The sequence below is a fragment of the Prevotella sp. tf2-5 genome (assembly GCF_900115435.1).
In the GTDB taxonomy this organism is placed as follows: domain Bacteria; phylum Bacteroidota; class Bacteroidia; order Bacteroidales; family Bacteroidaceae; genus Prevotella.
In genome coordinates this window covers 19195-45325 of sequence record NZ_FOWK01000016.1, presented here as the reverse complement: position 1 = coordinate 45325, position 26131 = coordinate 19195, and the positions used below count along the sequence as shown (strand labels likewise).

The window sequence follows — 26131 nt, the reverse complement described above, 5'->3', positions numbered from 1 at the left end:
AAATCTATAAACAAGTTGTTTGAGCCATCATAAATAGTTTCAAAAAATTCTTTGATTTATTTGGTTATGTTATTTAATTTTTGTATCTTTGCAGGAGAAAAGATAATGTTCTAAATTGGTTCAGGTCTATGGGGTTATACATCGGGATGAAGAAAAAAAGTATAGGTGTTATATACACCCGTACAAGTTCTGTTACTGACAGACAAAACAATGACCGTCAGATTTCAGATTTAAAGAATTATGCTGCTGCTAATGGAATTGAGGTAGTAGAGGTGTTTAACGAGAAGATTTCGGGCGCAAAGAAGAATGCTGAGAGAGAAGTATTAACTGCTTGCCTTGAATATGCTCAGACCAACAGCATTGACATCATTCTCTGCTCAGAGTTAAGCCGTTTTGGTAGGGCTATATGGGAGGTGTTGGAGGCTGTGAAGTATTGCGTTGATAGGCACATCAATGTGTTCTTTCAGAAAGAGAATTTGCACATCCTGAATGACAAGGGTGAGGTTGATAGCATAATGGCTATCTATATCAGTTGCCTTGGGTTCTGTGCCGAGAAAGAAAGAGAGAATATTAAGTTTAGGCTAAATAGTGGCCGTAAACTCGCCATTGAGCGAGGTGTTAAGATGGGGCGCAAGGTTGGGAGCGTAAAAACTCCTGAACAGATGAAGGAACAATATAAAGAGGTAATCAAGTGCTTGAAGAAAGGCTACAGTGTCGCAAATACACTTGCAATATGTAAGGCTAAAGGTGTTAAATGTTCAATTTCTACAATTAAGAGAGTAAAAAAGGAGTTTTTCAATTGATTAAATGACATAATTCTTTCATTTAATCAAATTATAGTGAGAGTACCATCTGAGGATGTGTACTTTTTTTTGCTCCGGTCGGAAAAAACATAGAGAAACGTTTGGCCATGTCAGATTAAAAATTATATTATAATTAATGTTCCTGAAATACAGGCGTGGCTTTATCTATGCGATTTTTATGTATGATATGGCCGACCGATCAACCGTATAATTCCGATAGTATGGGGCAGAACCATATTCCCAATCCATATTTCATGTAAAAAAGCTCAGGGAGAGGTTTCTGAGATAGAAAAAATAAAAAAAAGTATCGGGGGGCATTGATATAAAAAAATACTTTTGTATATTTATAGTAGAAACTATTTTATAGGTCTTGGAGGTTCTTTCTTCCATCCGTATTATTACCTCCGAGACCTTTTCAAACGAAAAGGTTCTAATAATAAGGATGGAGGAAGAGTTTGTTTCGCTCTTCTTATAAAATAATGGGATGGACAATCTAATTAATTATGTACGTGAGTACAAGTGTTGAAGGGTTTGGAAGAAAGCCTAACAAAACAAAAGGGGATTACTCTAAAATGAAATTCATAGAGCAGGACATTGATGTTAATGCCCTTTATGAACTAATAATAAGCGGACATTCAATACAGTGTTGTTTTGGCATTGAAGGTGAATATCAAATCTACAAGGGGTTTGATAAAAAGGGTAGATTTAAGCAGACAAACATTGTTTCTGTTGACCTTGATGATATTCTGTATTGTTGGGATGAGATTAAGGTTGTTGTTATTCCTGTTCAACCTACAATGATGTACACAACTTTCAGACATAGACAGTATGACGAGAAAGGCGAGTATCTTGGTAACAGGTATAGACTGTTGTATGTTTTTGATGAGCCTATATATTCTTTTGAACTGTATGCTGCTCTGTATAATGCAATAGCTCTAAGATTGGGTATTGAGATTACTGATAATTGTGGTAGGTCGGCTTGTCAGATGATGCATGGTACAAATAAGGCAGGAGAGTATTTTAATAGCAAGCTGTATAACAAGGTTTTCTCTTTCTCTTCTTTCTTGTCTGAGGAACAACTACAGGCTATTTCCAATACCCAATCAGATAATAAGAGCAAGGTGGCTCTCTGTAACAAAGATACTAATAAAAATCACTCCATACGTAGTAGTAATAATGATACACAGAACCACTTAATTGACGAGAGCATCATTAACGATGCAAGATACTTAAGTTATAAGGAGTTTTTATATAGGCATGGCAATTGTTGCATTAATAGGACAGAAAAACCTGAATGGATTGATGGCTTGTACCAATTCATAGACAAAGATTATATAAGAACAACATATCTTGTTAAGAAATTGAAGGATGGCGGAGGCCGCAAAAATTTCTTATACAAACAGGCTTTATTGAGACGTTACATAAAGAAAGATATAGACATTAATGCTTTATTTGTTAATATGGTTTGTGACTATAACCGTTTTGTAGAGCATGACGATATTACCATCAATGACCTTGTAAGACTTACTAATATGGCTTATGAAGCGACCATCTATGAAGATAGTAAAATAATTCAGACTGCAAAATCAAAAGCTCCTAAATGTGGTATTATACTCAAACGTGGAACTTATAACGGGATTGGTGACTATATGCACAAATTGTCACTTGTGAAAGCGGAGCTTGGAGAGGAAAGAAGTAGGATGACTCTATACAGAGAGCGCAAAAATAAAGGTCAGGTGACGGCCCGTAATACCGATAAGGATTATGATGAAATATATGATAAGATAGACACATCTCTTTCAAGAAACGAGAACTTGAAGAGGTTAAAAGCGATGGGGTTCAAGATTGGTAAAAACAAAGTTTCTGAATTACTCAATAAGAAGTTGATGGAAGAAAAGTGTCTGTATTCAGAAAATGGTTTGAACTGATTGAGATAATTGTCTGTTATCTTTAAAATGATTTTGGTACTCTATTGAGTATTTGATAGTTATTTCCTATGAGTATCTATTATTATTTGTTAATTATTTATTGCTCAACAGCCTTTCTTAAAGAAAAAGCCGTACCTTTGTACCGCAGTTCATAATGAATTGCAGACATATTGAGAAAGCGCATTTCGCTTGATTCCGTTGATGTGAACTTGGACACTTCACAAAAAATGTAAATCGGAATAAAGTAGGAATAACGCTCTTCTTGTGCTTGTATATGCGTTTAACGATATACAACCAAGTGGGGCAATTATTCTCCTTATTCAATTTACAAGGGAGTCCAAGCCCTACATCAAGGAATAAGGTAGGATGGAGGCTCCACTTTCCTTTATGTCTATAGCTTAATAACTGCACCAATAGAGCCATCGGGTGCTACTATTAATGCGGCTATGGCACTGATTACATGTCCTGAATGCGGAAAACAAGTTTCAGATAAAGCAGCGAAATGCCCTAATTGTGGTTGCCCATCTAAACTGTTTTTTAAAAATGTGTGTCCTGAATGCGGTATAGAGGTCTCTAAAGCTGACATTATTTGCCAAAACTGTGGCTATCCGCTTGATAGTCAAAAAATAGAAAGTAATGCTATAGATACAAACATCCGAATAGATGATGAATTGAGTTCCTATAGTAAAACGTCAAGGGTTACAATTCTTGGTTATACAGAACCTTTTGCGACTTACCCTACTATAAAGGTGTTTTGCAAAGGTGAACAGATAGGTGAAGTGGGTCACAATGAAAGAATTCAAGTTTGTATTACAGAAAACTGTGTATTAGAATTCAAGTGTAGTTTCCGTTCAACAACTTGTTATGTAAAAGAGGGTGATTGGGTCTTGTTATCATTTAACAGAGTTACAGGTGCACTTAACGCCACTATTACTGATAAAGATAATTATCAATTTGCTATAAACAAGAATCGGGGAAAAGACAGTCAAAGGTGGCTTTGGGTTATAATCATAGCGATTCTTGTCTTTGTCTTGAGTAGGTTGATTTAACTTTGCAAAAGATCCTGAGTAGATGGATAATCTATTAAAGAGTTACTATCGGATAATGCTTAATTGATGGAAAAAGTATGGGACTTGTCAAATGTAAAAAATGTGGTCATCAAATATCGGACAGAGCATTTAGGTGCCCGAAATGTGGGTGTTCTGTTGAGAAGGCGAAAGCAGAACTTGTGAATTCCGAAAGACAAGTCCCCTGCGCTAATCCGTTATTTCCCAAGAAACAAGAAGGAATCAATCATGTTGTTGCTGAGGAAAAGAATAAGGGGAATCTTGCCCCAAAACCTAAGATGTCTGAAACAAGCAAAGATGAGAAGTACTTTTCTATAGCTGTAATTGTATGTGTTCTTATGGTTGGGTTGATTATTTTGGGGTTTATTGGAAGATGCTCAACTAAAAGAGAAGTACCAAAAGGAGGCTCTGTTGAAAAAATAACAGAAGAGATAGGTAAAGACGCGTCTGAATCGGCTCTTTCTGCTGAGTCAAGAGCAAATAATAATGATATTTCTTGGTTATATGGGATATGGGAATGCACTACTGAATATGGGAAGCTTCAAATAGAGATTTCGGAATCTACAATAACCTATAAAGATGGTTTTGATACAGAAAGATGTAGTTATAGGATTGATGGTAATGTTCTAAGAATGCAAGGAGCAAGTTATACGACAACTTTCAGCTTAGATTTTAAAGAACGGAGGATAGATATGGGGGAAGGGCATTGGATGCACAAGGTGGAAAGTAGTGATTTCTCACCAAGGCAGCATGTTTCATCTTCATACTCTTTTCAGAGTGCGCAGGATGTTATTTCCTATTTGTCAAGTCACAACTTTTGTAACGGAAATAATTGTATTACTTTCCAAGATATGTGCTTATATACTAACGGAGTATGTGCGACAGGGGCTATAAATATAGTTGGCTATAATGAAAGTCAGGCTGTTGTTGAAGCTTATTCTCCCCTTCTTGGTGGGAATGTTCGCTTTAAAGTTGATAATAGAAATGGAAGGCTAATAGACCTTAATACAGGTGATATGTATAACTAACAAACGATAAGTATGGCACTAATAAAATGTCCCGACTGTGGGAAAATGTTATCAGAATTTGCAGAATGTTGTCCTCAATGTGGTTGCCCTATTGAGGATGTAAAGGCTGAGTCTCAAATTGCAAAGATACCGCAGGAGTTATGCATGAAAGAGCCAAGTCCCATGAATGATGAAGAAACGGGGATTGAAATCAAGGATGCTGAAAAAGAAGAAATAGCTGTTCTGAGTGAGACTGATAGCGTAGAGGATTTGTCTATTTGTCATGAAGGGAAAATATATAGTGATAGTGTTAATGACGAGAGTGTCGCTGAAACAAAGACAGCCCCTTTAGGTACTGTGAAGAAAAAACAGATTGCTATTGGCTTTTGCTGTTTGGTGGTACTGATTCTTGTTGGTTTGTTACTTTATTCAAAGCTAAACAAAAACTCTGTGCCTCAAGAATTGGTTTATCTGTCTAATGATTTGGCTACTTTTGAATTGTATGGAAGTGTCAAATCTGTGAGATATAATTTAGACTCACCTATTGTTGTTGAGTTTGACGAATGGGGAAATGTTGACAAGATGTATAGGATATGGAATAATGACGAAACAAACATAACGTCTGCGATAATAAAAAGAAACGATAATGGGCAGATAATAGAATATGAATGGGGAGAAGGGTATGGATGGTATGATGAACTTGTGTATAGCTACAACAATGGAGATGGAACATATTGTAGAAATGTCGCAAACCATACCTATACTAATAGAACGGGGAATTCTCAAACATATATTTATATATATGACGATAACGGCACACTTATAAGTATAGAGAGTTTTGGCTATATCCATGGCGAAGCATTAGGAACAGATAAAATAGACGTTCAGCTAAAACAAACAGATTCTCAAGGTAATTGGATAGAACGTACTTTCGCTGTTGATGATGAAATCAAGATGACAACCCGAACTATAACTTATTATACTGATTTAGGTAAGGTTGATTATTCAAATGGTCAGATAACAAAACCAATGACGTTTTCTGAATACAATGACAATCATTCATTTACAATAGAACTAACACCCCCTAATGTTGCTTTTATAAGAATTAACGAACAAGATGTTTTTACATATAAAGGAACATTCGGCCAAGATGGTAATACATTATATATTAAAGTAATGCCCACCCATGATTATAGCGGTGATTCTATAAAGATGAGATGCATTATTGATGGCAATAATATGGTTACAAAAAGCGAAAGAATGGATATGAGGGATTGGAAACTGTCCCGTATTAACTAAAAAACAGAGGATTGAGGAAATATTCCTGAGGAAGATGAGTATATTTCATAAAAAAGTTGTATCTTTGCAACGCAATTAGAGCGGTAATAGCATGACGGAGGGGTAAATGGCTGAAAAACCAATGGCGTTTTAACGCTTTCTATGGTAAAATAGCCGTCCCCAAAGTTGAGAGATAATAACATAACACGTTGATATACAACCCATCGCAATCCTTTCAACGAGGATGAGTATTAAGCGGTAGAAATTTTACTAAGTAATTAAGTATCAGCGAGATAAGCAGATTTTGTTTGTTTGTCTCGTTTGTTTTTTTATTGTTGCTTTAACCAATAGTATAGGAAATAATCGTAGATAAAGTATTGCCCGTTATTGCTTGTAACGATGTCTTTTTCCTGCAGAGCAGATAAACTTCTTTGTACGGCACTTGCAGAGGTAAGGTGATATTTCCTAATAAACTGTCCGCTGGTGGGCTGTACATCCTTTTCTGAATGTGCCAACGCAAGCAACAAAGCCTTCTGCTTGGCTGTGAGTCGAGTCATTAAGTCTTGAAAGGTGTCATTCTTTTCGTCTACCGAATAATTGATGGCAAAGGAACTCATTTCCCCTTTATTATTTGTATCTTTGCAGCCAACATTACAATATTTTAAGAGAATTATGGCACATAATTGTGAAAACTGCAATTTTCGGGCGCACTACGACAAGAAGCCCAATTCTTTCTTAGGTAAGTTCTGGCGTTGGCATATCAATTACTGCCCAGGCTGGAAGGGTTATTTCACCAGTCAGAGTGAAGAGAAGAAGGCTGAACTTAGAGCAAAGTATAACTTCACAAAATATTAAACTATGACAAAAAAGATTATGTTTGGTGCTTTTATGGCACTGTTGTCAATGACAAGTTGCAACAACGGCAACAGTAACGAAAACGTTACGTCCACATCGTCTTTCGACGAAGTATTAACCTCACGCAGAAGTGTCCGCAACTACGATGCCTCGAAGAAAATCACAGAGGCAGAAGTTCGTGATCTTATCAAGGCAGCACAAGAGGCTCCTTCATGGGCAAACCAGCAACCTACGAAATACTATGTTGCCATCAGTGAAGAGAAACTGGCAGCTGTGCAGGATATGGTTGGTGGCAATAAGGAACGTATTAAAAACGCCCCTGTTCTTATCGTCTCGACTTTTGAACGTGGCAAGTCTGGCTTCTTCCAAGGTAATCAGACCAACGAGGTGGGTGACGGATGGGGAGCCTATGATAATGGACTGAGTAACTGTTATCTAATCTTGAAAGCCAGGGCTATGGGCTTCGACACACTGATCATGGGAATGCGTGAAGCGGACAAGCTTAGAGAACTCTTCACCATTCCTGAGAATGAGACAATCATGGCTGTCATCGCTTTGGGCTATCGAGCAGAAGAGCCTAACCGCCCTGAGAGAAAGAATCTTGATGAAATCGTGAAATTCTTCTGATAAATCTTGGATAATATGGAATTATTGGAATTGATAAAAAGAAGATATAGCTGTAGGAGTTATAAGTCTAAGAGTGTTGAGAACGAAAGACTGGACTACATTATGGAGTGTGTTCGGTATGCTCCTTCTGCTGTGAATAAACAGCCGTGGATGTTCCGTATCATCAGCAGTGAGGAAGATAGGAAGAAAATCAGCCAATGCTACAACCGTGAATGGTTTGCTACTGCCCCTGTTGTTATCATTGCATCTATACTGCATGATGAGGAATGGGTACGCTCCGATGGTAAACATCATGGCGATATAGACATAGCCATTGCAGTAGAGCATCTTTGTCTGGCTGCAACAGAACAAGGACTCGGCACATGTTGGGTTTGTAACTTTGATGCTGAACTGTGTAAGAAGTCCTTTGGTCTAGGTGAGAATGAGGAAGCTGCCGTCCTGATTCCTGTCGGCTATCCCGCTGATGATCTGAAGGAAAAGAAGCGTAAGGCCATTGAAGAAATCGTAAAATGATACATGGCACACGGTCATCTTTGGTTGTTTAATATGAGAATGTGCTGTGGGATGCAGATTTCCTCACTCATAGCAAAACTGGAAGATTGCAAGAGAATAGGAAGAACTACATCTTGTGTTGTCAGTCCCAATTATCCTGCTGCATCCAATGAGGACTATCTATTTGACTGCATGAACTTGTATGCAACGCTTGGTGATGATGGAACTGTTGAACTTTCAGGCACTGTGTTCTGTTGGAATCCTGGCAATCATTTCATCGATTCAGAAAAGAGAATTGCTAAAGGGTTTGCTTGGGTTATGAACAAATGATGATGGCACTACCGAAGTTTATAATAACAATGGATGGCTACTTTCGCCTTGGCATGGTTAATCAGCATAAAGACCTGTTGAAGCCTGGTGATTCATGTTTAGGTGGTGGCTACTATCATTTCGATTATACCTCGAATCGAATCATCCTTGACCATTCTTCCTATGACTTCGGTAAGCCCAAGTGGCATTTGTTGGAAGTTCTGAAAGTTCCATCAGTGTATCGTGGCCTGCGATTGGTTTACTTCTATGATGATGACTGTGAGTTTGATGTCAGCCAGGAACTGCAAATAGAATACTATGACTGACATTAGACAGTTTAATCGCTAAATTAAACTAAAACTTTATGGAAGTGTGAGTCGTTCAGATGGAAAATAATTAATTTTGTATCACAAAGAAATGTATTGATTAATAAAAATAGCGATATTATGGCATTATTCGATCAGATTAGCGAGGACATCAAGTCTGCAATGAAGGCTCGCGACAAGGTGCGTCTGGAGACGCTCCGCAACATTAAGAAAGTATTTCTGGAAGCAAAGACTGCTCCAGGAGCCAACGACACATTGGCTGATGCTGATGCGTTGAAGATTATCTCAAAACTGGCAAAGCAGGGTAAGGAGACAGCAGCAACCTATACACAGGCAGGGCGTCAAGACTTGGCTGATGCTGAGTTGGCACAGGTGGAAGTACTTGAGAGTTATCTGCCGAAACAACTTTCCCAAGAGGAGATAGAGGCAGAGGTGAAGAAGATTATTGCTGAAGTGGGAGCCACAAGCATGAAGGAGATGGGAAAGGTAATGGGCACAGCCAGCAAGCAGTTGGCAGGAAAAGCTGATGGACGAGTCATCTCTGAGATTGTAAAGAAGCTCTTGGCATAAGCTATGATTCTATGTCTAGAATTAGTGGCACAATAAGTGTGCGCGATAGACATGCAAGATGGATATGAGCCGCAAGAATACGAGATGATGAAGAAACTACTGTTACTGTTGATTCTAGTCATTGCTTCACCCAAAATAGGGATAAACATGGAAGCAAGTAACTCTATTGCCTCTATCTGCAATGTCATTAAGAAAGGAGTACGCTTTCTGTTTATCGGCGACTCTATTACCGATGGCGGTTGGGGACGTAGTGGAGGAAAAATGATGTCGACAGAGGAACGGAACCAGAAGGACTTGAACCACATCTATGGTCATAGTTACATGATGCTGTGCGCTGCCAGGATTCAAAGTGACTATCCTGAGCAAGAAACCTTGTTTTTCAATCGTGGTATCTCTGGAAATACACTCAATGAGCTTCAGCAGCGTTGGCAATCTGATTGCATTGATCTTCACCCTGATGTAATGACTTTGCTTGTCGGAACCAACGATGTGGATTTGTACCTCAGTGGCAAGGCTCCACTCGATATAAAACAGTGGGAGAGTAACTATCGGGATTTGCTTGATCAACTTCGTTCTGCCAACCCTAACGTCAAGATAGCTCTTGGAACGCCTTTTGTTGCAAAGGTTGGAAGAATAGGATCGGCTGATAATTACCAACAGCGAAAGAAATTAATAGCTGCGTGTGCAAAGGTTGTTCGACGAATTGCTGTTGACTACGCAGCTATCTTGCTCGATTATGAGAAAATGTTCGAAGAAATGACCAAGCAAAATCCCTCTTATTGGATATGGGATGGCATACATCCAACAGCGGCAGGACATCAAAAAATGGCAGATCTGTGGCTAAGTACAGTAATAAACTCGGATTAAATGTAAGAAAGATGATATCCATCTTCTTTGGTGAGGATTTCTTGTGATTCTAGCTATAATTAATCGGATATGAAAGTAAAGATTCAAACAATGCTTGGCGACATTGTAGTTCGCCTATATGATGAGACTCCAATACATCGCGACAATTTTCTGAAATTGGCAAAGGAGGGTTATTACGATGGTACACTGTTCCATCGAGTGATAAAGGACTTTATGATTCAGGGTGGTGATCCTGATTCTAAGGGTGCACCTGCCGGAAAGATGCTTGGTGTAGGAGGTCCGGACTATACACTTAATGCCGAAATAAAGGACGGACTCTTCCATAAGCGTGGCGCATTGGCTGCTGCGAGGCAGGGTGACGAAGTTAATCCAGAGCGTCGCAGTAGTGGTTCTCAGTTTTATATTGTCTGGGGGCAAGTTTACAATGAAGGACAACTGCGTCAGTTCTCCAAACAGTTGAGGATGCAGAGAGTTCAAGCAGAGTTTAATGCTCTTGCTGGCGAGTATCGTGCTGAGATTATGCAGATGCGTCGTGACAGGAATCGTGAAGGACTCCAGGAACTTCAAGATAAACTTGCAGCTCAAGCAGAAAATAAGGTGGGAAAATCAGGATTAACCGATGACCAGTTGAAGATATACTCTACCATTGGCGGCACACCCCATCTTGATGGTCAATATACAGTGTTCGGTGAGGTCGAAGAAGGTCTTGACGTGGTTGAAATGATTCAAGGAACTGCTACTGGACGCGCTGACAGACCTGTTGATGACATTGAAATGAGAATGACTGTTATTGAGTGATTATGGAATACAGGAAGATTTGCGAGACATATTATGTCCGTATGGATCGAGGGGACGAAATAATCAGTACCCTTCTTGCCGTTTTTCCTTATTACAATAATTCGGGTATATGAGCGTTATATATTCGTGAAAAAATGGTTTCTGATAGTAGCGCTGCAAGGGTTTGCCGTTGGAATGATGGCTCAGCAGGAAGCCTCTTTTGCCCATTATTGGGCGATGGAGCCTTCTTTTAATCCAGCAGCTGTTGGTAAGGAATCAAAGATCAATGCTGTGGGTGTTTATAACATGAGTTTTGTGGGTTATGAGCATAATCCTCGTACGATGTATATCGCCGCTGACATGCCCTTGCGTTTCCTGGGGGCTTATCATGGTGTCGGAATTCAGTTGATGAACGACGAGATCGGTCTGTTTACTCATAAACGTATTCTCCTGCAATATGCCTTCAAACAACGGTTGTTCGGTGGTACATTGAGTATCGGTGTCCAAGGCGGTATGCTGAGCGAGGGCTTTAAGGGCTCTGAGATAGATGTGGAGCAGCCCGATGACCCTGTTTTTACCCAGACAGATGCTAATGGAACCGCCATGGATGTCAGTGCGGGGCTCTATTATCAGCGCAAGAATTGGTATGTTGGTTTTTCTGTTTTGCATGCCACAGCACCAGCTATAGAGATAGGTGATCGCTCTATTTTTGAGATGAGTAGGGTTTTTTATTTGACGGGTGGATACAATATTCGACTAAGAAATCCGTTTTTTACAATACACCCCACAGTGTTGGGGCGTACTGACGGCTCTGCATATCGTGCAGACATGACAATCAGGGTGAAATATACACATGATCGCAAGATGATCTATGGGGGTGTGGGCTATAGTCCCACCAATTCCGTCACAGCGATGATAGGCGGCAATTTCCATGGCATCTGTCTGGGTTATAGTTACGAGATGTTTACAGGAGGTGTTGGACTCGGTAATGGCTGTCATGAGTTGTTTGTGGGTTATCAGACGGAACTGAATCTTTACAAGAAAGGTCGTAATCGTCATCAGAGTGTGAGAATATTATAAAAATAGTATATGAAGAAGATCATTAGTATCATAGGTTGCATCTGCACAATGATTTTGCTTTCGGGTTGTTTTGGCTCGAAACTCGCTTCTATGAAAGGTGGTGAGGTGACAGGTGCCAGTGGTCGTGCATTCAGTGAGCCGACCCCTTATGGCATGACGATGATTAAGCGTGGTCATGTGAAAATGGGAATCGAGCAACAAGACAGCTTGTGGGGTAAACCCATGCCTGTCCGTGATATCTCTGTCGAGAGCTTCTGGATGGATGAGCATGAAGTGACTAACTCCATGTATCGTCAGTTTGTTAATTATGTCCGTGACTCCATTCTTCGTGAGCGTCTTGCCGATCCTAATTATGGTGGTGACGAGAGTTACAAGATTGAGGAGGACAAATATGGTGAGCCTGTTACTCCTCATCTGAACTGGAAGAAGCCCTTGCCTCGCAAGCCCAATGAGGATGAGCAGCGTGCCTTTGAGAGTCTTTACACTTATAACCCCGTGACGGGTGAAAAGATGATTGACTGGCGTCAGTTGAACTATCGTTATGAGATTTATGATTATACGGAGGCTGCCAAGCGTAAATATCGCATAAATCCGCAAGAGCGTATCCTCAATACTGATCTCCGTGCCAATGCCAATGAGCAAATATGGATATCCAAGGACACCGCCTATATTGATGATGAGGGAAAGATTGTCCGCCAGACCATCAACCGCCAGTATACAGGACCTTGGGATTTCCTGAATACCTATATCGTGAATGTCTATCCCGACACAACGTGTTGGGTCAACGACTTCCCCAATGCTGAGAACGAGGGTTATATGCGTTACTATTTCTCCAGTGCTTCTTATAACGACTATCCAGTAGTGGGTGTTACATGGGAGCAGGCAAACGCCTTCTGTGCCTGGCGTACAGAGTACCTGCTGAAAGGCTTGGGTGGTGCTGCCCGTTACGTACAGCGTTATCGTCTCCCGACAGAGGCGGAATGGGAGTATGCTGCTCGTGGCAAAGACCAGAATGAGTTCCCATGGGAGAACCAGGACGTGGTTTCTGGTAACGGTTGCTTCTATGCTAATTTCAAGCCTGATAAGGGAAACTATACCAAAGATGGCAACTTGATTACCAGCAGAGTCGGTATCTATTCCTCGAATACAAATGGCTTGTATGACATGGCTGGTAACGTCGCAGAATGGACCAGTACCATCTTTACGGAAGCAGGTGTGGAGTCGATGAACGATATCAATCCACAGTTGAAGTATAATGCCGCCCTGGAAGATCCCTATCGCCTGAAGAAGAAGAGTGTGAGAGGTGGTTCTTGGAAAGACCCCGAGTCGTTTATCCGTTCTGCATGGCGTTCTTATGAGTATCAGAACCAACCCCGCAGTTACATCGGATTCCGCTGTGTGCGTAGTATGGCAAATACTACCAGTGATAAGGTGAAGAGTAAGAATTCTAAACGTAGCAAAAAATGACAGTATATAGTAAACTGAATATGATTTATAAGTTACAGAAATGGATGGACAGCGTGCCTGGACAGACATTTCTGAACTATGCCTATAGTTGGGGCGCCTCTATCGTTATCTTGGGTACCCTGTTTAAACTGACCCATTTGCCTGGAGCCAATTTCTTCCTATATTTAGGTATGGGCACAGAGGTTATCGTGTTCTTCCTTTCCGCTTTTGACCGTCCTTTCGACAAGACGGCGGATGGTATGAATCTGGATATCCATCCAGATGTGGAAGGAGAGGCTGCTACTATCGTGAATGGAGAGCCAGAACATCGTGCGGCTATCAGTGGTAGTGGCACAGTCAGCAGCGGTACTGTCAGCGGCGGTGGTGGCACTATCATTATCAATGGTGGTGGAATGATAGGTGGTTCCGTAGGCGCTACTAAGGGTAGCGACAACCTTGCTGCACAGGTCGATATACCGACAGGAGGACAGCAGCGTGGTGCTGTGGCTTTGTCTACTGGTGCTCCTGCAGGAGTCGCCGAGGCAACAGGAAATTATATCGATGAACTGAATGAATTGACGGAGGTACTCAAGAAGGTGAGCGAGCAGAGCAAGCGACTAACTGCTGACTCTGAGGAGATGGAGAACCTGAACCGTACACTGACAGGTATCAGCCGTGTCTATGAGATGCAATTGAAGAGTGCCAGCTCACAGATGGGTACCATCGATGAGATAAATGAGCAGACCCGTCATATGGCTCAGCAAATTGCAGAGTTGAACGCCATCTATGCTCGAATGATAGAGGCGATGTCTGTGCAGAACGTAAATAGACAATAAACATGGCAATCAAGAAACGCCCGGTATCTCCCCGCCAGAAGATGATCAACCTGATGTATGTCGTCCTTATGGCGTTGTTGGCATTGAACGTCTCGACAGAGGTGCTCAACGGTTTCTCCTTGGTAGAGGATAGCCTGAAGCGCACTACGCTCAATGCGACGATGGAGAATATCGCTATCTACGACGATTTTGCCGTGCAGATGAAGAAGAATCCTCAAAAGGTCAAACAATGGTATGACAAATCACAGAAGGTCAAGGAGATGAGTAATAATCTCTATAACCTGGCTGATGAGTTGAAACTCGCCATTGTGCAGGAGGCTGACGGTAAAGACGGTGATGTGCGTAATATCCGTAATAAGGAAGACCTTGAAGCTGCCACACAGGTAATGCTTGCCCCGGGGCGTGGTCGTGGCAAAGAACTGTATGACGCCATCAATGCCTATCGTAACTCAATGCTAGGCATGGTGACAGACTATAAGCAGAAGAAAGTAATTGCCTCTAATCTCACGACGGAGATTCCAAAGGATGCCATGGCGATGGGTAAGAACTGGCAGGAATATATGTTCGAGTCCATGCCCACAGTAGCTGCAGTAACTCTGTTGAGTAAATTACAGAATGATGTACGTTATGCGGAGGGTGCCGTCTTGCATACGCTGGTGTCTAATATTGACGTAAAGGATATTCGCGTGAATGCCCTAAATGCCTATGTGATTCCTAATGCGCAGACTGTGGTACGCGGCGACAAGTTCTCAGCTCGTATCGTGATGGCGGCAGTGGATACTACACAAGTTCCACAGATATTCATTGGCGGTAAGGAGATGGATTTGCCAGGTGGACTATATGAGACTATTGCAGGGCGTACAGGTGACTTTACCTTGGAAGGTTATATACAAGTTGAGAATGGTAACGGCGAACTGATCAGACGTGATTTCTCACAGAAATATAGTGTGGTAGATCCCTCTGCTACAGTGAGTGCCGACCTGATGAACGTGCTCTACGCAGGATATAGCAACCCGTTGAGCATCAGTGTTCCTGGTGTTCCTGTGACGAAGATACAGGCATCAATGAGTGGGGGAACCCTTCAGCCTGTCGGTCCCGGAAAATATATTGCTCGTCCTTCCACTCCAGGGCAGAACGTCACTATCACAGTGACTTCTACCAATACAGGGCGTGCCCAACAGATGGGAACGTTCACGTTCCGTGTCCGTCGCTTGCCTGACCCGACTCCCTATATTGTCGTGAAAGACGAGAGCGGTGCTGACCGTTTCAAGGGAGGTGGTTTGTCGAAGGCGCAGTTGACAGCGGCAGATGGTATTGGTGCCGCCATCGATGATGGTATCCTCGACGTTCCTTTCCATGTACAGAGTTTCGAGACCGTGTTCTTTGACAATATGGGTAATGCTGTACCGATGGTTAGTGACGGTGCTCGTTTCTCTGCCCGTCAGAAGGAGACCTTCCGTAAGTTACAGCGTAACCGTCGCTTCTATATCTCGAGAGTGACGGCAACAGGTCCTGACGGATCGGCACGTAAGTTGAATGCGTCGATGGAAGTAATAGTGAAATAAAAAAGATTAGAAGATATGAAGAGAGTATTATTCTTATTGATGATAACGCTGATGGCTGGTGCCGTTATGGCACAGCCAAAGGCTCGTCGCCAACAGCAGGCACAGAAACAGCAGGCACAGAAACAGCAGGTGACCACTCAGAATCAAGGTCTCAGCCAGCGTGCCCGCCTAATGTATCCCACTTCGTTGGATATGCCGGAGAATGTGGTGTGGCGTCGTGACCTTTATCGTGAGATCAACCTAAATGACGAGGCGAACTCAGGGCTTTATTATCCTGTAGAGCCTATTGACAAGCAGATGAACCTCTTTACCTACATCTTCAAGTTGGCGTTGAATAACTATATTCCCGTCTATGAATACCGCTTGGACGGTAATGAGTCGTTTAGTGATTCATCGAAGGTGGCGATGAAGACCCTTCTTGACAACTATCATATCTTCTATGAGACACGAGATGGTAAGTTGCGGGTGGAGAATAGCGACATCCCTTCTGCCGAAGTGAAGATGTATTACCTCAAGGAATCTGCCTATTACGATCAGTCGAATGCCCAGTTCCGTCGTAAGGTGATGGCGATTTGTCCTGTGATGATGCGTGAGGACGACTTTGGTGGCGAAGCTGCGAAATATCCTTTGTTCTGGGTAAAGTATACAGACTTGGAACCATTCCTGAGTCGACAGAGCGTACAGGCATCGAATCTCAATAACGCTGCTACGATGACGTTAGAGGATTACTTCACGATGAACAGCTATCAAGGTAAGATATATAAGGCTGGTAATAGGATGGGGCAAGCTGCCGCTCGTCCACAGTTTGGTGATTTCAACGCTGCCAGTGCAGACGCTGCTGCTAAGAAGGAGCAGGAGAAGATTGAGAAGGAGTTGCTGGCTTTTGAGCGTGGTATGTTTGGACATACCCCACAGCGTGACTCTCTGGACTCTATCGCAAAAGTTCAACCAGAGAACGAGAAGGTCTCCAAGAAAAAGGCATCCCGTAACAGAAGTCGAAGCCGTAGTGTGAAAAGTAAGAAGAGCAAAGGTTCTTCTGAGGGAGGTTCCTCTTCATCCCCCCGTATTACCGTACGTCGTCAGCGTCACTAAAGAAAAATGTTAAAAAGTTTGTTAATTTCACGGAATTTGTTTATCTTTGCAGCAGGATAATTAATAGAAGGATTATATGAAAAAGATACTGACAATTATAGCTATTGCTTGCATTGCCTTCGCAATGCCTTCACAAGCACAGGTAAAGTTCGGTCTCAAGGGAGGCTTGAACCTGACGACGATATCTGTAGATAATATCAGTAATGCCATTTCCAATAAGTCTGGTTTCTATGTGGGTCCTACAGTGAAATTCACGCTTCCTGTAGTAGGCTTGAGTCTTGACGCCTCTGCCCTCTATGACCAGCGTAATGCGAAAATCAAAGGTACCGATGAGACAGTCAAGTTACAGTCATTCCAGATTCCTGTCAATGTACGCTATGGCTTCGGATTAAGCAGTGCTGTGAATGTATTTGCCTTCGCAGGTCCCCAGTTCGGCTTCAACATCGGTGACAAGAGTAATACCTTCAATGCTATTTTGAATAATGTGAAAGGATGGTCGCTGAAGAGTAGTAATATCAGTGGTAACGTAGGTATAGGTGCTACCGTATTCAGCAAGTTGCAGATTACTGCCAACTATAACTTCCAGTTGAGCAAGTCTGGTGAGGTGGAGCTAGAAGATGGAACTACTGGTAAGATGAAGTTCAACTCCTGGCAACTGGGTCTGGGCTATTATTTCTAAAAAGAGAAATCCTACTTCAAGATAGAAAGGCACTCTTGCTGAGGCAAAGGGTGCCTTTTTCCTTCAAAGACTTTTGCATCTGATGAGATACGCCGACCTGATATTACCATTGCCTTTGCAGGGCACCTTTACTTATGCACTGCCACTTGCCATGCAGTCGACAGTACAGGTGGGTATGCGTGTCCTGGTCCCTTTTGGACGTAACAAGACCTATCTGGGTATTGTGGCACGACTGCATGAAGTACAGCCGCAAGGGTATGAGGTCAAGAATGTGACTCAGTTGATGGATACAGAACCCATTGTCACTGACCAGCAGTTGAAGCTATGGCAATGGATTGCCGATTACTATCTGGCTCCCATTGGTGAAGTCTATAAGGCGGCACTGCCAGCGGGACTGAAAGCGGAAGACGGCTATCATCCCAAAATGGAGACCTATATCCGACTGACACCTGCCTACCAAAACGAAGCGGCCTTACATGTCGCCTTGAACATCCTGGGACGTGCCCCCAAGCAATTGGAGGCTTTCATTGCCTATCTGGAATTGTCTGGATGGGACCAAATAGAGAGAGAAGATTGTAAGCTAAACGAAATCACCCGTGAGGAACTATTGAATGCCAGTCATGCCTCTGCCACTACGTTGCAGCAGCTAGAGAAGCGTGGCATGCTGGAGACCTATGAGGTGGAGGTAGGACGACTGAACCATGGGGGTGAGTATCATCCTGAATACATCAAGCAACTTAACATAGCCCAGCAGCAAGCCTATAACCAGATTCTGATGTCGATGATGCGGAAGCCCGTCACCTTGTTGCACGGTGTGACGAGCAGTGGTAAGACGGAGATATATATCCATCTGATTCAGCAGGCATTGGAACGTAAGGAACAGGTGCTCTATCTCTTACCGGAGATAGCTCTGACGGTTCAGATCATGCAACGCCTGCAACGAATATTCGGCAACCGTCTGGGAATTTACCATTCGAAATATTCGGATGCGGAACGGGTGGAGATATGGCAGAAACAACTCTCGAAGAATCCCTATGATGTCATCCTTGGTGCTCGTTCTGCAGTATTCCTGCCTTTCCAAAAACTGGGACTCGTTATTGTTGACGAGGAACATGAGACATCGTATAAACAACAAGACCCCGCTCCTCGTTATCATGCCCGTTCTGCCGCTATCATGCTGGCACAGATGTATAAGGCTCGTACCCTGTTAGGTACTGCAACGCCCTCCATGGAGAGTTATCATAATGCTAAGACAGGGAAGTATGGGCTGGTAGAGTTGAAGGAGCGTTATCAAGGTATCGAATTGCCGGAGATACAGGTCGTGGATATTGCGGACCTCCAGCATCGGAAGATGATGGCGGGTCCCTTCTCCCCTTTATTATTGAATAAGGTACGTGAGGCATTGGAGCGTGGGGAACAGGCAATCCTCTTCCAGAACCGACGTGGTTTCGCTCCCATGATAGAGTGTAAGCAATGTGGGTGGGTGCCCCATTGTCAGCACTGTGATGTATCACTGACGTATCATCGGCAGATGAACCAGTTGACGTGTCACTATTGTGGTTATACGTATCGGATACCCACCGAGTGTCCATGTTGTGGCTCCACGGAGTTAAAGACACGTGGCTATGGCACGGAGAAGATAGAGGAACAGGTAAGGGAGGTGTTCCCAGAGGCGCGAGTGGCACGTATGGACTTAGATACTACTCGTACCCGTAATGCCTATGAGCGTATCATCACCGACTTCGGGGCAGGGCGCACGAATATCCTGATAGGGACACAGATGATCTCAAAGGGGCTGGACTTCGACAAGGTCAGTGTGGTAGGTATCCTCAATGCCGACTCGATGCTGAACTATCCCGACTTCCGTGCCTACGAGCATGCTTTTATGATGATGGCACAGGTCAGTGGTCGTGCTGGTCGTAAAGGGAAGCGCGGACTGGTTATCCTGCAGACCAAGAGCAAGGAGGTGCCTGTCATCCAACAGGTTGTGCGTAACGACTATCTCGCCCTTTATAAAGACCTCATCACTGAGCGTCAGGCATTCCACTATCCACCTTACTACCACTTGGTGTATGTTTTCTTGAAACATCGTTATGACGAGGTGGTGAACACAGCAAGTATTGAACTAGGTTCTCGTCTGCGCCAGTGGTTCGCCGGTCGTGTCCTTGGTCCAGACAAACCAGCTGTGGCAAAAGTGAAGTCCCAGAACATCCGTAAACTCGTCCTCAAACTGGAGAACAGCATTGACATGAAACGAGTCCGTGAGTATCTGCTGATGGCACAGTCCCAGATGCTCTCCGACAAGCGTTATAACTCCCTCCAGATCTACTACGATGTCGATCCGTTGTAATTATGATAGGTTCTCAATAGTTTTCAATGTATGGATGCACACAAAAGAGAACCCTTTTTCTTGCGAACTAACGATAATAGTCTTACCTTTGCACATGAGAATTAAAAACCTTGATCTTTAACATTATTAATTATTAATAGAACAATGAAGAAATTATTTTTTCTGAGTGTGATGCTAACAGCAGCGATGGCTGTAAGTGCTCAATTAAAGATTGCCCCCAAGATGCAGAAGGGGTTGACTAAAGTGTATAACGTAGTGGCAACCACGAATATCCCTGGTCAGAAGGAGGTGAATATCACCACAGACATGAAGTATACGGTGACCGAGGCTAATGCTGACGGCTATGTGGTGGATGTATTGACGACGACGTTTACTTCTGATGCCACCTCTGACAATATCGCAGGTCAGTTGTTGAGTGGTGCCGCAGAGTTGCTGAAGGGCTTGAATGTCCGTGTTGCCACCAACAATGACGGTCGGGCAGAGAAGATTGTCAATTATGCGGAGCTAAGGCCGAAGATGGACGATATGTGTGACAAACTGATAAAGAAAATGTACCAGGCTATCCCGCAAATGTCCCAGCTTGTCCCCAAAGAGCCGTTGCGACAGCAGTTGATGGAGAGTCTGACAGAGGAGAAGTTGCTCAAGAGTATGCAGAACGCCACCAGTGTGATGACCCTGAACGGCAAGACAGTCATGACGGGAGCCCAGGAGGAGTATGTCAATGAGCAGGGTATGAAGATGAAACGTCTGTATTTTGTCAATGGAAAGAATATTGTGACGAACTCATCCATGAACATGAGTAAGGATGAGCTTAAAGCACTCCTCATTGCCCAGGTCGAGAAGTTGGCACCAGCCCAGGCAGATATGATTAAGCAGAACATCGACACAGTGATTGAAAGCGGGATGCTGAAGATGGATATGAAGGAGACAGCTACCTACGACTTGCTTGATGATGGCTGGGTAAAGTCTGTCACTGTCGACACCACGACGGATACGATGGGACAGACGGCAAAGTCACATACTGTCATTACTTGTAAGTAAGTTACATCTTCGATACCTCCCATGGGTTATTCCGATGCTTCCTTAGAGTGATGGCAGGCATCGTTATGGGAGGATACAAGGCATTCCGAAGAGGTATGCCAGGCATTTCTATGCCTGACGGGAAAACAGCTGAATCGCATTTATAGAATTTACAAAATTAATTGTAGAATTTACAAAAAGAACGTGAGCTCGGTTGGGAAATAACGGTTATCCCGAAAAAAATGCTAATTTTGCAGGGATTTTTCATCAAGAAGGAATATGTACGGCAACCAAGGACAATTGGACATGTATTTTATGATGCTTTATGGCGGCGTCGCAATGATGGCTATCATGTCGTGTGTATATCTTCTCCTCAGACCTGTTAACGTTATTGTGAAGAATGTCCAGTCTCCACGTGAGCTGAGACTGTGGGCGGCAGCATTCCTTGCCACCATGGCAGGGAGTCATGTCTGGTGGATATTGTTGGGACAGGTATGGCTGACCGATGACCAGCTCGTCCGCATCCTTATATTGATTGCCCTCGACAACATGACGCTGGTACCACTCATCATGGCAACTCTGTTGCGACTGTTGCAGGACCGCCGTCGTCCCCTTTGGCTCTTCTTCGCCTCAGTCCTTCCAACGGCAGTCTTGGTGATAATAGGTGTCACGACACGCCAACGAGTCATCGAATGGGTAATGCAAGGCTATGTTTTCGTCGTAGGTGTCATCTTTTTCGTCTATATGGTCGTGGCGGTTAGACAATATGGACGATGGCTGAAAGACAATTTCGCCGATTTGGAACATAAAGAGGTATGGCAGAGCCTGTTGGCACCGTTATGCCTGCTACCCGTCTTCTATCTCTATGTCTATCATGGAGGTGAGCTCTATCGGGAATATCTTACGCAGTTTGTGTCCATCATTATCATCATCTATATCGTCTGGCGTGTCGAGACGCTCCAGACTCTTGAGATAACCGATGCAGACGATAAAGATGACAGAGACGACGGCAACGTGGTGCCACCGACGGAGATAGTGGAATCGGAAGTCAGCAACATTGATACGAGTGCATATCAGAAAATGGACAAACTGCTGCGTGAGTATTGTGAGAAGAAACAGCTCTACCGGCAACACGATATGACGCTACAGCAGTTGGCTACTGCTATTGGTACGAACCGTACTTATCTAGGTACTTACTTTGCCGAACGCGGTGAAACCTATAACTCCTATATCAACCGTCTGCGTATCGAGCACTTTACGCAGCTCTACCGGCAGAAGCTTTCCAATGGTGATACAGCGACAGCTAAGGAGTTAGCCGTAGAGAGTGGCTACCACAGTTACAGTACCTTTGGTGTCGCATTCAAACAATACATGGGAATGCCCGTAACACAATGGATCAAGAGTATTAACGAAGAAAATTCAATTGATAATAATGAATCCAGGTAAAAAGATTATCCAACCACCATATCTGAAAGCTGGTGACAAGGTGGCTCTTGTCGCCCCTGCATATTGGGTGGCACATGAAGCATTGATACAAGCTTCGGAGGTCTTCAGAGGCTGGGGGCTCTGTCCTGTTATCGGAGAACGTACTAATAGTTTGAATGTCGATGCTTATTCAGGAACAGCAGATGAAAGAGCTGCCGACTTGGAGTGGGCGTTCGAGGATGACGATATCAAGGCGATCTTTTGCTCACGTGGAGGCTATGGCTCTATTCACCTGTTGAAACGTCTCTCCAAAGAAAGTATCCAGCAACATCCTAAATGGCTAATGGGGCATGGCGACATCACTGTGCTGTTGAATTTGATGGTCGCAGCAGGAGTCATGTGTGTCCATGGACCGATGGCGTTTCAGATTGCCGCAGAACAGGAGCCTTCTGTCTCTGTTGCGCGTAATATCCTTTTCGGCACGTTGCCGAGATATGAGATTCCTTCCAATCCCTACAACCGATGTGGCCATGCTGAGGGTATCCTGGTAGGAGGAAACCTCTCCAGTTACTCACCCATAGCAGGCACCGAGTATCATGTCTCTCCCAAGCGGGACATCATCTTGTTTGTGGAAGAGGTGGAGGAGTCGTTACATGCCGTTGACCGATTGTTCTATATGCTACGCCTGCGCCTCGATTTTGAGAGGGTGAGAGGTGTCATTCTCGGTTCGTTCAGCTCCATTAAGTTCGATCTTCAGTTCGGATGTGTAGAGCAGATGCTGACGGCTCATCTGGCTGATCTGGACATCCCTGTCTGTTGTGGCTTCCCTGTCGGCAGCAATAGTTGTCTGCCCCTCATCGAAGGTGCGCCGTGCTCGCTCGACGTATCCATAGACAAGGCGATGCTGACATTCAATATCAACGGTGCGCAGCAACCATTCCACATAGAAAGGCCAGAAGCACAGTTAATGCGATAACGAGGAAAATACCAGTAATGAGTAAGCAAATCATAAAAATTGTCAATGAAGCCAGATGGATGGATGGTCTGATGGTCAACAACAGACTTAACGAAGTCACCTACGACCCCATGCGGAGTCAGGAGGAGTTCGTTATGCGACTTGTCCGCGAGAATGCCAATACCGCCTTTGGCAAGGATAATGATTTCAGCAGTATTGGTAGCTTACAAGAATTCAGGGAGCGCGTCCCGCTGAGTGTTTATGAGGATTACTCTAATTATATCGAGCGTATCGCAAGGGGAGATAGGAATGTGCTCACAGCCTATCTGACAGAGCATTTTTCCTTGATTTCCGGGTATAAGAAACTTCCCGTGTCCAGGTGGGATGCCCAGACGGCATACGACTACCAATTCAGTTCCAATTTCTATTTGGCAGGCTGTCATGGATTGTTAGCCGATGGTATGACACTGAATCTGGTTGACAATAGTGTCGACCGCCTTCCTACAGATATCACTGTCGGTAACTTGCTTGGACGACTGTTGGTAAAACGTAAGTTTGACAATGATCAGATTTATGTGATACCTGTGGAGGTGGCTAACCCGCCGGAGAGAGACGATATCCGTTACCTGCAGGCACTCTTCGCCGTCAAACAGGAAAATGTGTCGATGGCGATGTGCGAGCATTACTCCAATATGCTGGACTTACTCCGTTATGTGGAGAAACACTGGCCCCGGTTGGCTGAGGATATCGATAAGGGTACTCCTTATATTGCTCCTGACGCTAAAAGGGCACAGGCGGTTCGTGACATCATGGAGTCGCACCATATCGGGACGCAGCTGATATCCGAGCTATGGTCCGGACTGCATTGTATCATGGTCTTCGATGTAGACCGTCTGAATACCAGTTTTGAATTGTTGCGTACTTATTGTGGTAAAAACGTCCAGTTTATATTCACAGGTATCAGTTCTCCAGAGGGAACCTTCTCAACAGCGATAAACCTGAATGACCCTCAGACGGTGTTGATTCCTGATGGCGTTTTCTATGAGTTCAAGAAAAAGGAGGACAAGAACTATAATTACTTACTGACACTCGACCAGCTTGAGATAGGCAGAAGCTATGAGATGGTCATCACCAACCTGTCTGGGCTCTATCGTTATAAGACGCGTAAGATGATCTCTGTCGTCGGACGTTATCACGATACCCCCACCATTATTATAGATAAATAATGTAGCACAAAGCATACAAAAAGACCTGCATTCGCTGTGGCGAGTGCAGGTCTTTTTGTTTAATCAACTCTTCTCTTTAGAAGTCTAACTGGCAACCGACACCGAAGACACGGTTGGTGCGGGTGAAGGAGTCCTTAATCTGAGGATTGTCAGCATTCGTGCGGTCGTAGTCACCATAGTAGGTCTGGAAGTAGGCAGCCTTGACAGCCACTCTCTTAGACAGCTGGTAGCTGAAACCGAAACCGATGCTGTAGCTGTTGACTACGAAAGACATATCGCTGATGTACTCATCTGTCATACCATAGCGTGTCAGCTGTCCACCCGCAGAGAAGGTCAGTTTCTCTGTGGTGTCCCATTCTGCACCCAGCAGGAACTCGTTGGTATTATGGCTCAGCAGTTCCTGTGAGTGGTTATACCAAGAGGCATCCTTGTCGAAGAAGTGGTGCCAGCCCGCATTGATACGTACTGCATCAATGGGACTGTACTGAACACCGACGGTCAGCAGGGCAGGCATGTCCTCGTTGACTTTCTCACCATCACGGAACTTGTTGACAGCCTCAATCTCACTCGCCTCGTTGACAGTAGACTCGTTCTTCATGCGAATCTGGGTGCGGAACTCATACTTAGCGGCAAAATTGAATCTGCCCGTCTTATAGTCGACACCGACGATAGGGGCAAAACCAATACCATCCTGATTACACAGCAAGTTAACACCTTCTGCGTATTTCTGCAGGGGAGCCACCTGCTCACCATAGCCGGCAGCAGTGACAGCCTGGAGGTAGCTTCCGAAATCGACATATCCTTGGGCGGTCTTTACCTCTATGTTACTAATCTTTGCCTTATAGGTGGCATCACCGTAGATCATACGCAGACCACCATAGAGGGAGAGGTTGGGGATTACCTTGCAGGCAGCACCAATCTGTACACCATAGTAATATTGGCGTCCTTTCATATAGCCGTCCATGTCGTAGCCTTGAGCACCTAATGGTGCCAGCATCGCTGCGATATTACCTACTACACTCTCAAAGGAACCCAGTCCGTCCTCAAACTCACAGGCACCGCCACCTCCAGGTACAGACAGGTTAGCCTGAAGACTCCAGTGCTCCATGTTATAAGCAATCTGAATGGAAGGGATGATAGGTGCGTTTGCCACACCCTCGAAAATCTTAGTGGGGCTGTTGGCATTGTTCTTACGACCCATCTGAAACACTGGGTTTGTCGATGTGATGGTACGAGTCTGGTGTGCATACTGCCAGTTGATACCAAGGTGAAAACCCTCTGGCATAAACACAACACCAGCAGGGTTGCTATAGACACCATCCAGTCCGATGGCAGCATCACGAGCAGGGTTTCTAAGGAAATCTACACTCTGGTTCGTGTTAGTCAGGATACCACCAGCCCAGGCGCTTCCTGTAGTCATCATGAAAACAGCAAATGCTATTAAACTTTTTCTCATTGTCTTTCTCTATTACGGATGTTTTAAATTAAATTTTCTTAAATCGGCTGCAAAGGTATAATAAATGTTTATTTGTTCTTTTGTAAACGTGCACA

General features: G+C 43.8%; 25 protein-coding genes. 23 read left to right on the top strand and 2 right to left on the bottom strand.

Annotated elements, in window-relative coordinates; genetic code table 11:
* Positions 1 to 146 precede the first annotated feature (146 nt).
* From BM257_RS13965 to BM257_RS13945, 5 genes are all read left to right on the top strand, one after another.
* Positions 147 to 803, top strand: a complete 657-nt coding sequence (locus tag BM257_RS13965; RefSeq protein WP_092073945.1) for a recombinase family protein — start codon at positions 147 to 149, stop codon at positions 801 to 803.
* Positions 804 to 1306: 503 nt separating this feature from the next.
* Positions 1307 to 2731, top strand: a complete 1425-nt coding sequence (locus BM257_RS13960) for a hypothetical protein (RefSeq protein WP_092073943.1) — start codon at positions 1307 to 1309, stop codon at positions 2729 to 2731.
* Between the two features lie 446 nt (positions 2732 to 3177).
* Complete coding sequence (locus tag BM257_RS15045) at positions 3178 to 3780, top strand: double zinc ribbon domain-containing protein (RefSeq protein ID WP_092073941.1); 603 nt, start codon at positions 3178 to 3180, stop codon at positions 3778 to 3780.
* Between the two features lie 77 nt (positions 3781 to 3857).
* Entirely contained in the window at positions 3858 to 4826 is a 969-nt protein-coding gene (locus BM257_RS13950) for a zinc ribbon domain-containing protein (protein WP_092073939.1), read from the top strand.
* 12 nt (positions 4827 to 4838) lie between these two features.
* Entirely contained in the window at positions 4839 to 6104 is a 1266-nt protein-coding gene (locus BM257_RS13945; RefSeq protein ID WP_092073937.1) for a hypothetical protein, read from the top strand.
* 308 nt (positions 6105 to 6412) lie between these two features.
* On the opposite strand, the gene BM257_RS13940 is transcribed toward BM257_RS13945, so the two are convergent.
* Complete coding sequence (locus BM257_RS13940) at positions 6413 to 6640, bottom strand: LexA family protein (RefSeq protein ID WP_177216137.1); 228 nt, start codon at positions 6638 to 6640, stop codon at positions 6413 to 6415.
* 115 nt (positions 6641 to 6755) lie between these two features.
* Between BM257_RS13940 and BM257_RS13935 the strand changes: the two genes are divergently transcribed.
* The 18 genes from BM257_RS13935 (at position 6756) to BM257_RS13845 (ending at position 24580) form a co-directional block, all read left to right on the top strand.
* The gene (locus BM257_RS13935) at positions 6756 to 6938 is read left to right on the top strand and encodes a hypothetical protein (protein ID WP_092073933.1); all 183 of its coding nucleotides are present in this window, start codon (positions 6756 to 6758) and stop codon (positions 6936 to 6938) included.
* Positions 6939 to 6941: 3 nt separating this feature from the next.
* Entirely contained in the window at positions 6942 to 7565 is a 624-nt protein-coding gene (locus BM257_RS13930; protein WP_218154517.1) for a nitroreductase family protein, read from the top strand.
* A 15-nt stretch (positions 7566 to 7580) separates the two neighbouring features.
* Positions 7581 to 8078: a nitroreductase family protein gene (locus BM257_RS13925; RefSeq protein ID WP_092073931.1), complete on the top strand. Its 498-nt coding sequence runs from the start codon at positions 7581 to 7583 to the stop codon at positions 8076 to 8078.
* Between the two features lie 338 nt (positions 8079 to 8416).
* The gene (locus BM257_RS13915; RefSeq protein ID WP_218154516.1) at positions 8417 to 8692 is read left to right on the top strand and encodes a hypothetical protein; all 276 of its coding nucleotides are present in this window, start codon (positions 8417 to 8419) and stop codon (positions 8690 to 8692) included.
* A 120-nt stretch (positions 8693 to 8812) separates the two neighbouring features.
* Positions 8813 to 9262, top strand: coding sequence for a GatB/YqeY domain-containing protein (locus BM257_RS13910; RefSeq protein WP_092073925.1), 450 nt, complete (start codon positions 8813 to 8815; stop codon positions 9260 to 9262).
* Positions 9263 to 9346: 84 nt separating this feature from the next.
* The gene (locus tag BM257_RS13905; RefSeq protein WP_255405845.1) at positions 9347 to 10129 is read left to right on the top strand and encodes an SGNH/GDSL hydrolase family protein; all 783 of its coding nucleotides are present in this window, start codon (positions 9347 to 9349) and stop codon (positions 10127 to 10129) included.
* 69 nt (positions 10130 to 10198) lie between these two features.
* Positions 10199 to 10927, top strand: a complete 729-nt coding sequence (locus tag BM257_RS13900; protein ID WP_092073923.1) for a peptidylprolyl isomerase — start codon at positions 10199 to 10201, stop codon at positions 10925 to 10927.
* 126 nt (positions 10928 to 11053) lie between these two features.
* Entirely contained in the window at positions 11054 to 11986 is a 933-nt protein-coding gene (locus BM257_RS13895; RefSeq protein WP_092073921.1) for a PorP/SprF family type IX secretion system membrane protein, read from the top strand.
* Between the two features lie 9 nt (positions 11987 to 11995).
* Positions 11996 to 13453 (top strand): T9SS ring complex lipoprotein PorK/GldK, encoded by a 1458-nt coding sequence (locus tag BM257_RS13890; RefSeq protein ID WP_092073919.1) that lies wholly within the window; start codon positions 11996 to 11998, stop codon positions 13451 to 13453.
* Positions 13450 to 14268 carry a type IX secretion system motor protein PorL/GldL gene (gene gldL / locus BM257_RS13885; protein ID WP_092073917.1) on the top strand — a complete coding sequence of 273 codons (819 nt, stop codon included), beginning with the start codon at positions 13450 to 13452 and terminating at the stop codon, positions 14266 to 14268. The genes BM257_RS13890 and gldL overlap by 4 nt, the downstream gene beginning before the upstream one ends.
* A gap of 2 nt (positions 14269 to 14270) precedes the next feature.
* On the top strand, positions 14271 to 15833 hold the full coding sequence (gldM, locus tag BM257_RS13880; protein ID WP_092073915.1) for a type IX secretion system motor protein PorM/GldM: 1563 nt from the start codon (positions 14271 to 14273) through the stop codon (positions 15831 to 15833).
* A gap of 15 nt (positions 15834 to 15848) precedes the next feature.
* Positions 15849 to 16925, top strand: coding sequence for a type IX secretion system ring subunit PorN/GldN (gene gldN, locus BM257_RS13875; protein ID WP_092073913.1), 1077 nt, complete (start codon positions 15849 to 15851; stop codon positions 16923 to 16925).
* A 76-nt stretch (positions 16926 to 17001) separates the two neighbouring features.
* Positions 17002 to 17604, top strand: coding sequence for a porin family protein (locus BM257_RS13870; protein ID WP_092073911.1), 603 nt, complete (start codon positions 17002 to 17004; stop codon positions 17602 to 17604).
* Between the two features lie 82 nt (positions 17605 to 17686).
* Complete coding sequence (gene priA / locus BM257_RS13865) at positions 17687 to 19954, top strand: replication restart helicase PriA (RefSeq protein ID WP_092073909.1); 2268 nt, start codon at positions 17687 to 17689, stop codon at positions 19952 to 19954.
* 144 nt (positions 19955 to 20098) lie between these two features.
* A complete protein-coding gene (locus BM257_RS13860; protein WP_092073907.1) occupies positions 20099 to 20995 on the top strand; it encodes a hypothetical protein in 897 nt (298 codons plus the stop codon).
* 258 nt (positions 20996 to 21253) lie between these two features.
* Positions 21254 to 22420 carry a helix-turn-helix domain-containing protein gene (locus BM257_RS13855; RefSeq protein WP_092073905.1) on the top strand — a complete coding sequence of 389 codons (1167 nt, stop codon included), beginning with the start codon at positions 21254 to 21256 and terminating at the stop codon, positions 22418 to 22420.
* The gene (locus BM257_RS13850) at positions 22407 to 23375 is read left to right on the top strand and encodes a S66 peptidase family protein (RefSeq protein WP_092073903.1); all 969 of its coding nucleotides are present in this window, start codon (positions 22407 to 22409) and stop codon (positions 23373 to 23375) included. The genes BM257_RS13855 and BM257_RS13850 overlap by 14 nt, the downstream gene beginning before the upstream one ends.
* 17 nt (positions 23376 to 23392) lie before the next feature.
* Positions 23393 to 24580: a GH3 family acyl-acid amido synthetase gene (locus BM257_RS13845; protein WP_092073901.1), complete on the top strand. Its 1188-nt coding sequence runs from the start codon at positions 23393 to 23395 to the stop codon at positions 24578 to 24580.
* Between the two features lie 76 nt (positions 24581 to 24656).
* On the opposite strand, the gene BM257_RS13840 is transcribed toward BM257_RS13845, so the two are convergent.
* Positions 24657 to 26036: an OmpP1/FadL family transporter gene (locus BM257_RS13840; RefSeq protein WP_092073899.1), complete on the bottom strand. Its 1380-nt coding sequence runs from the start codon at positions 26034 to 26036 to the stop codon at positions 24657 to 24659.
* Positions 26037 to 26131: the final 95 nt, after the last annotated feature.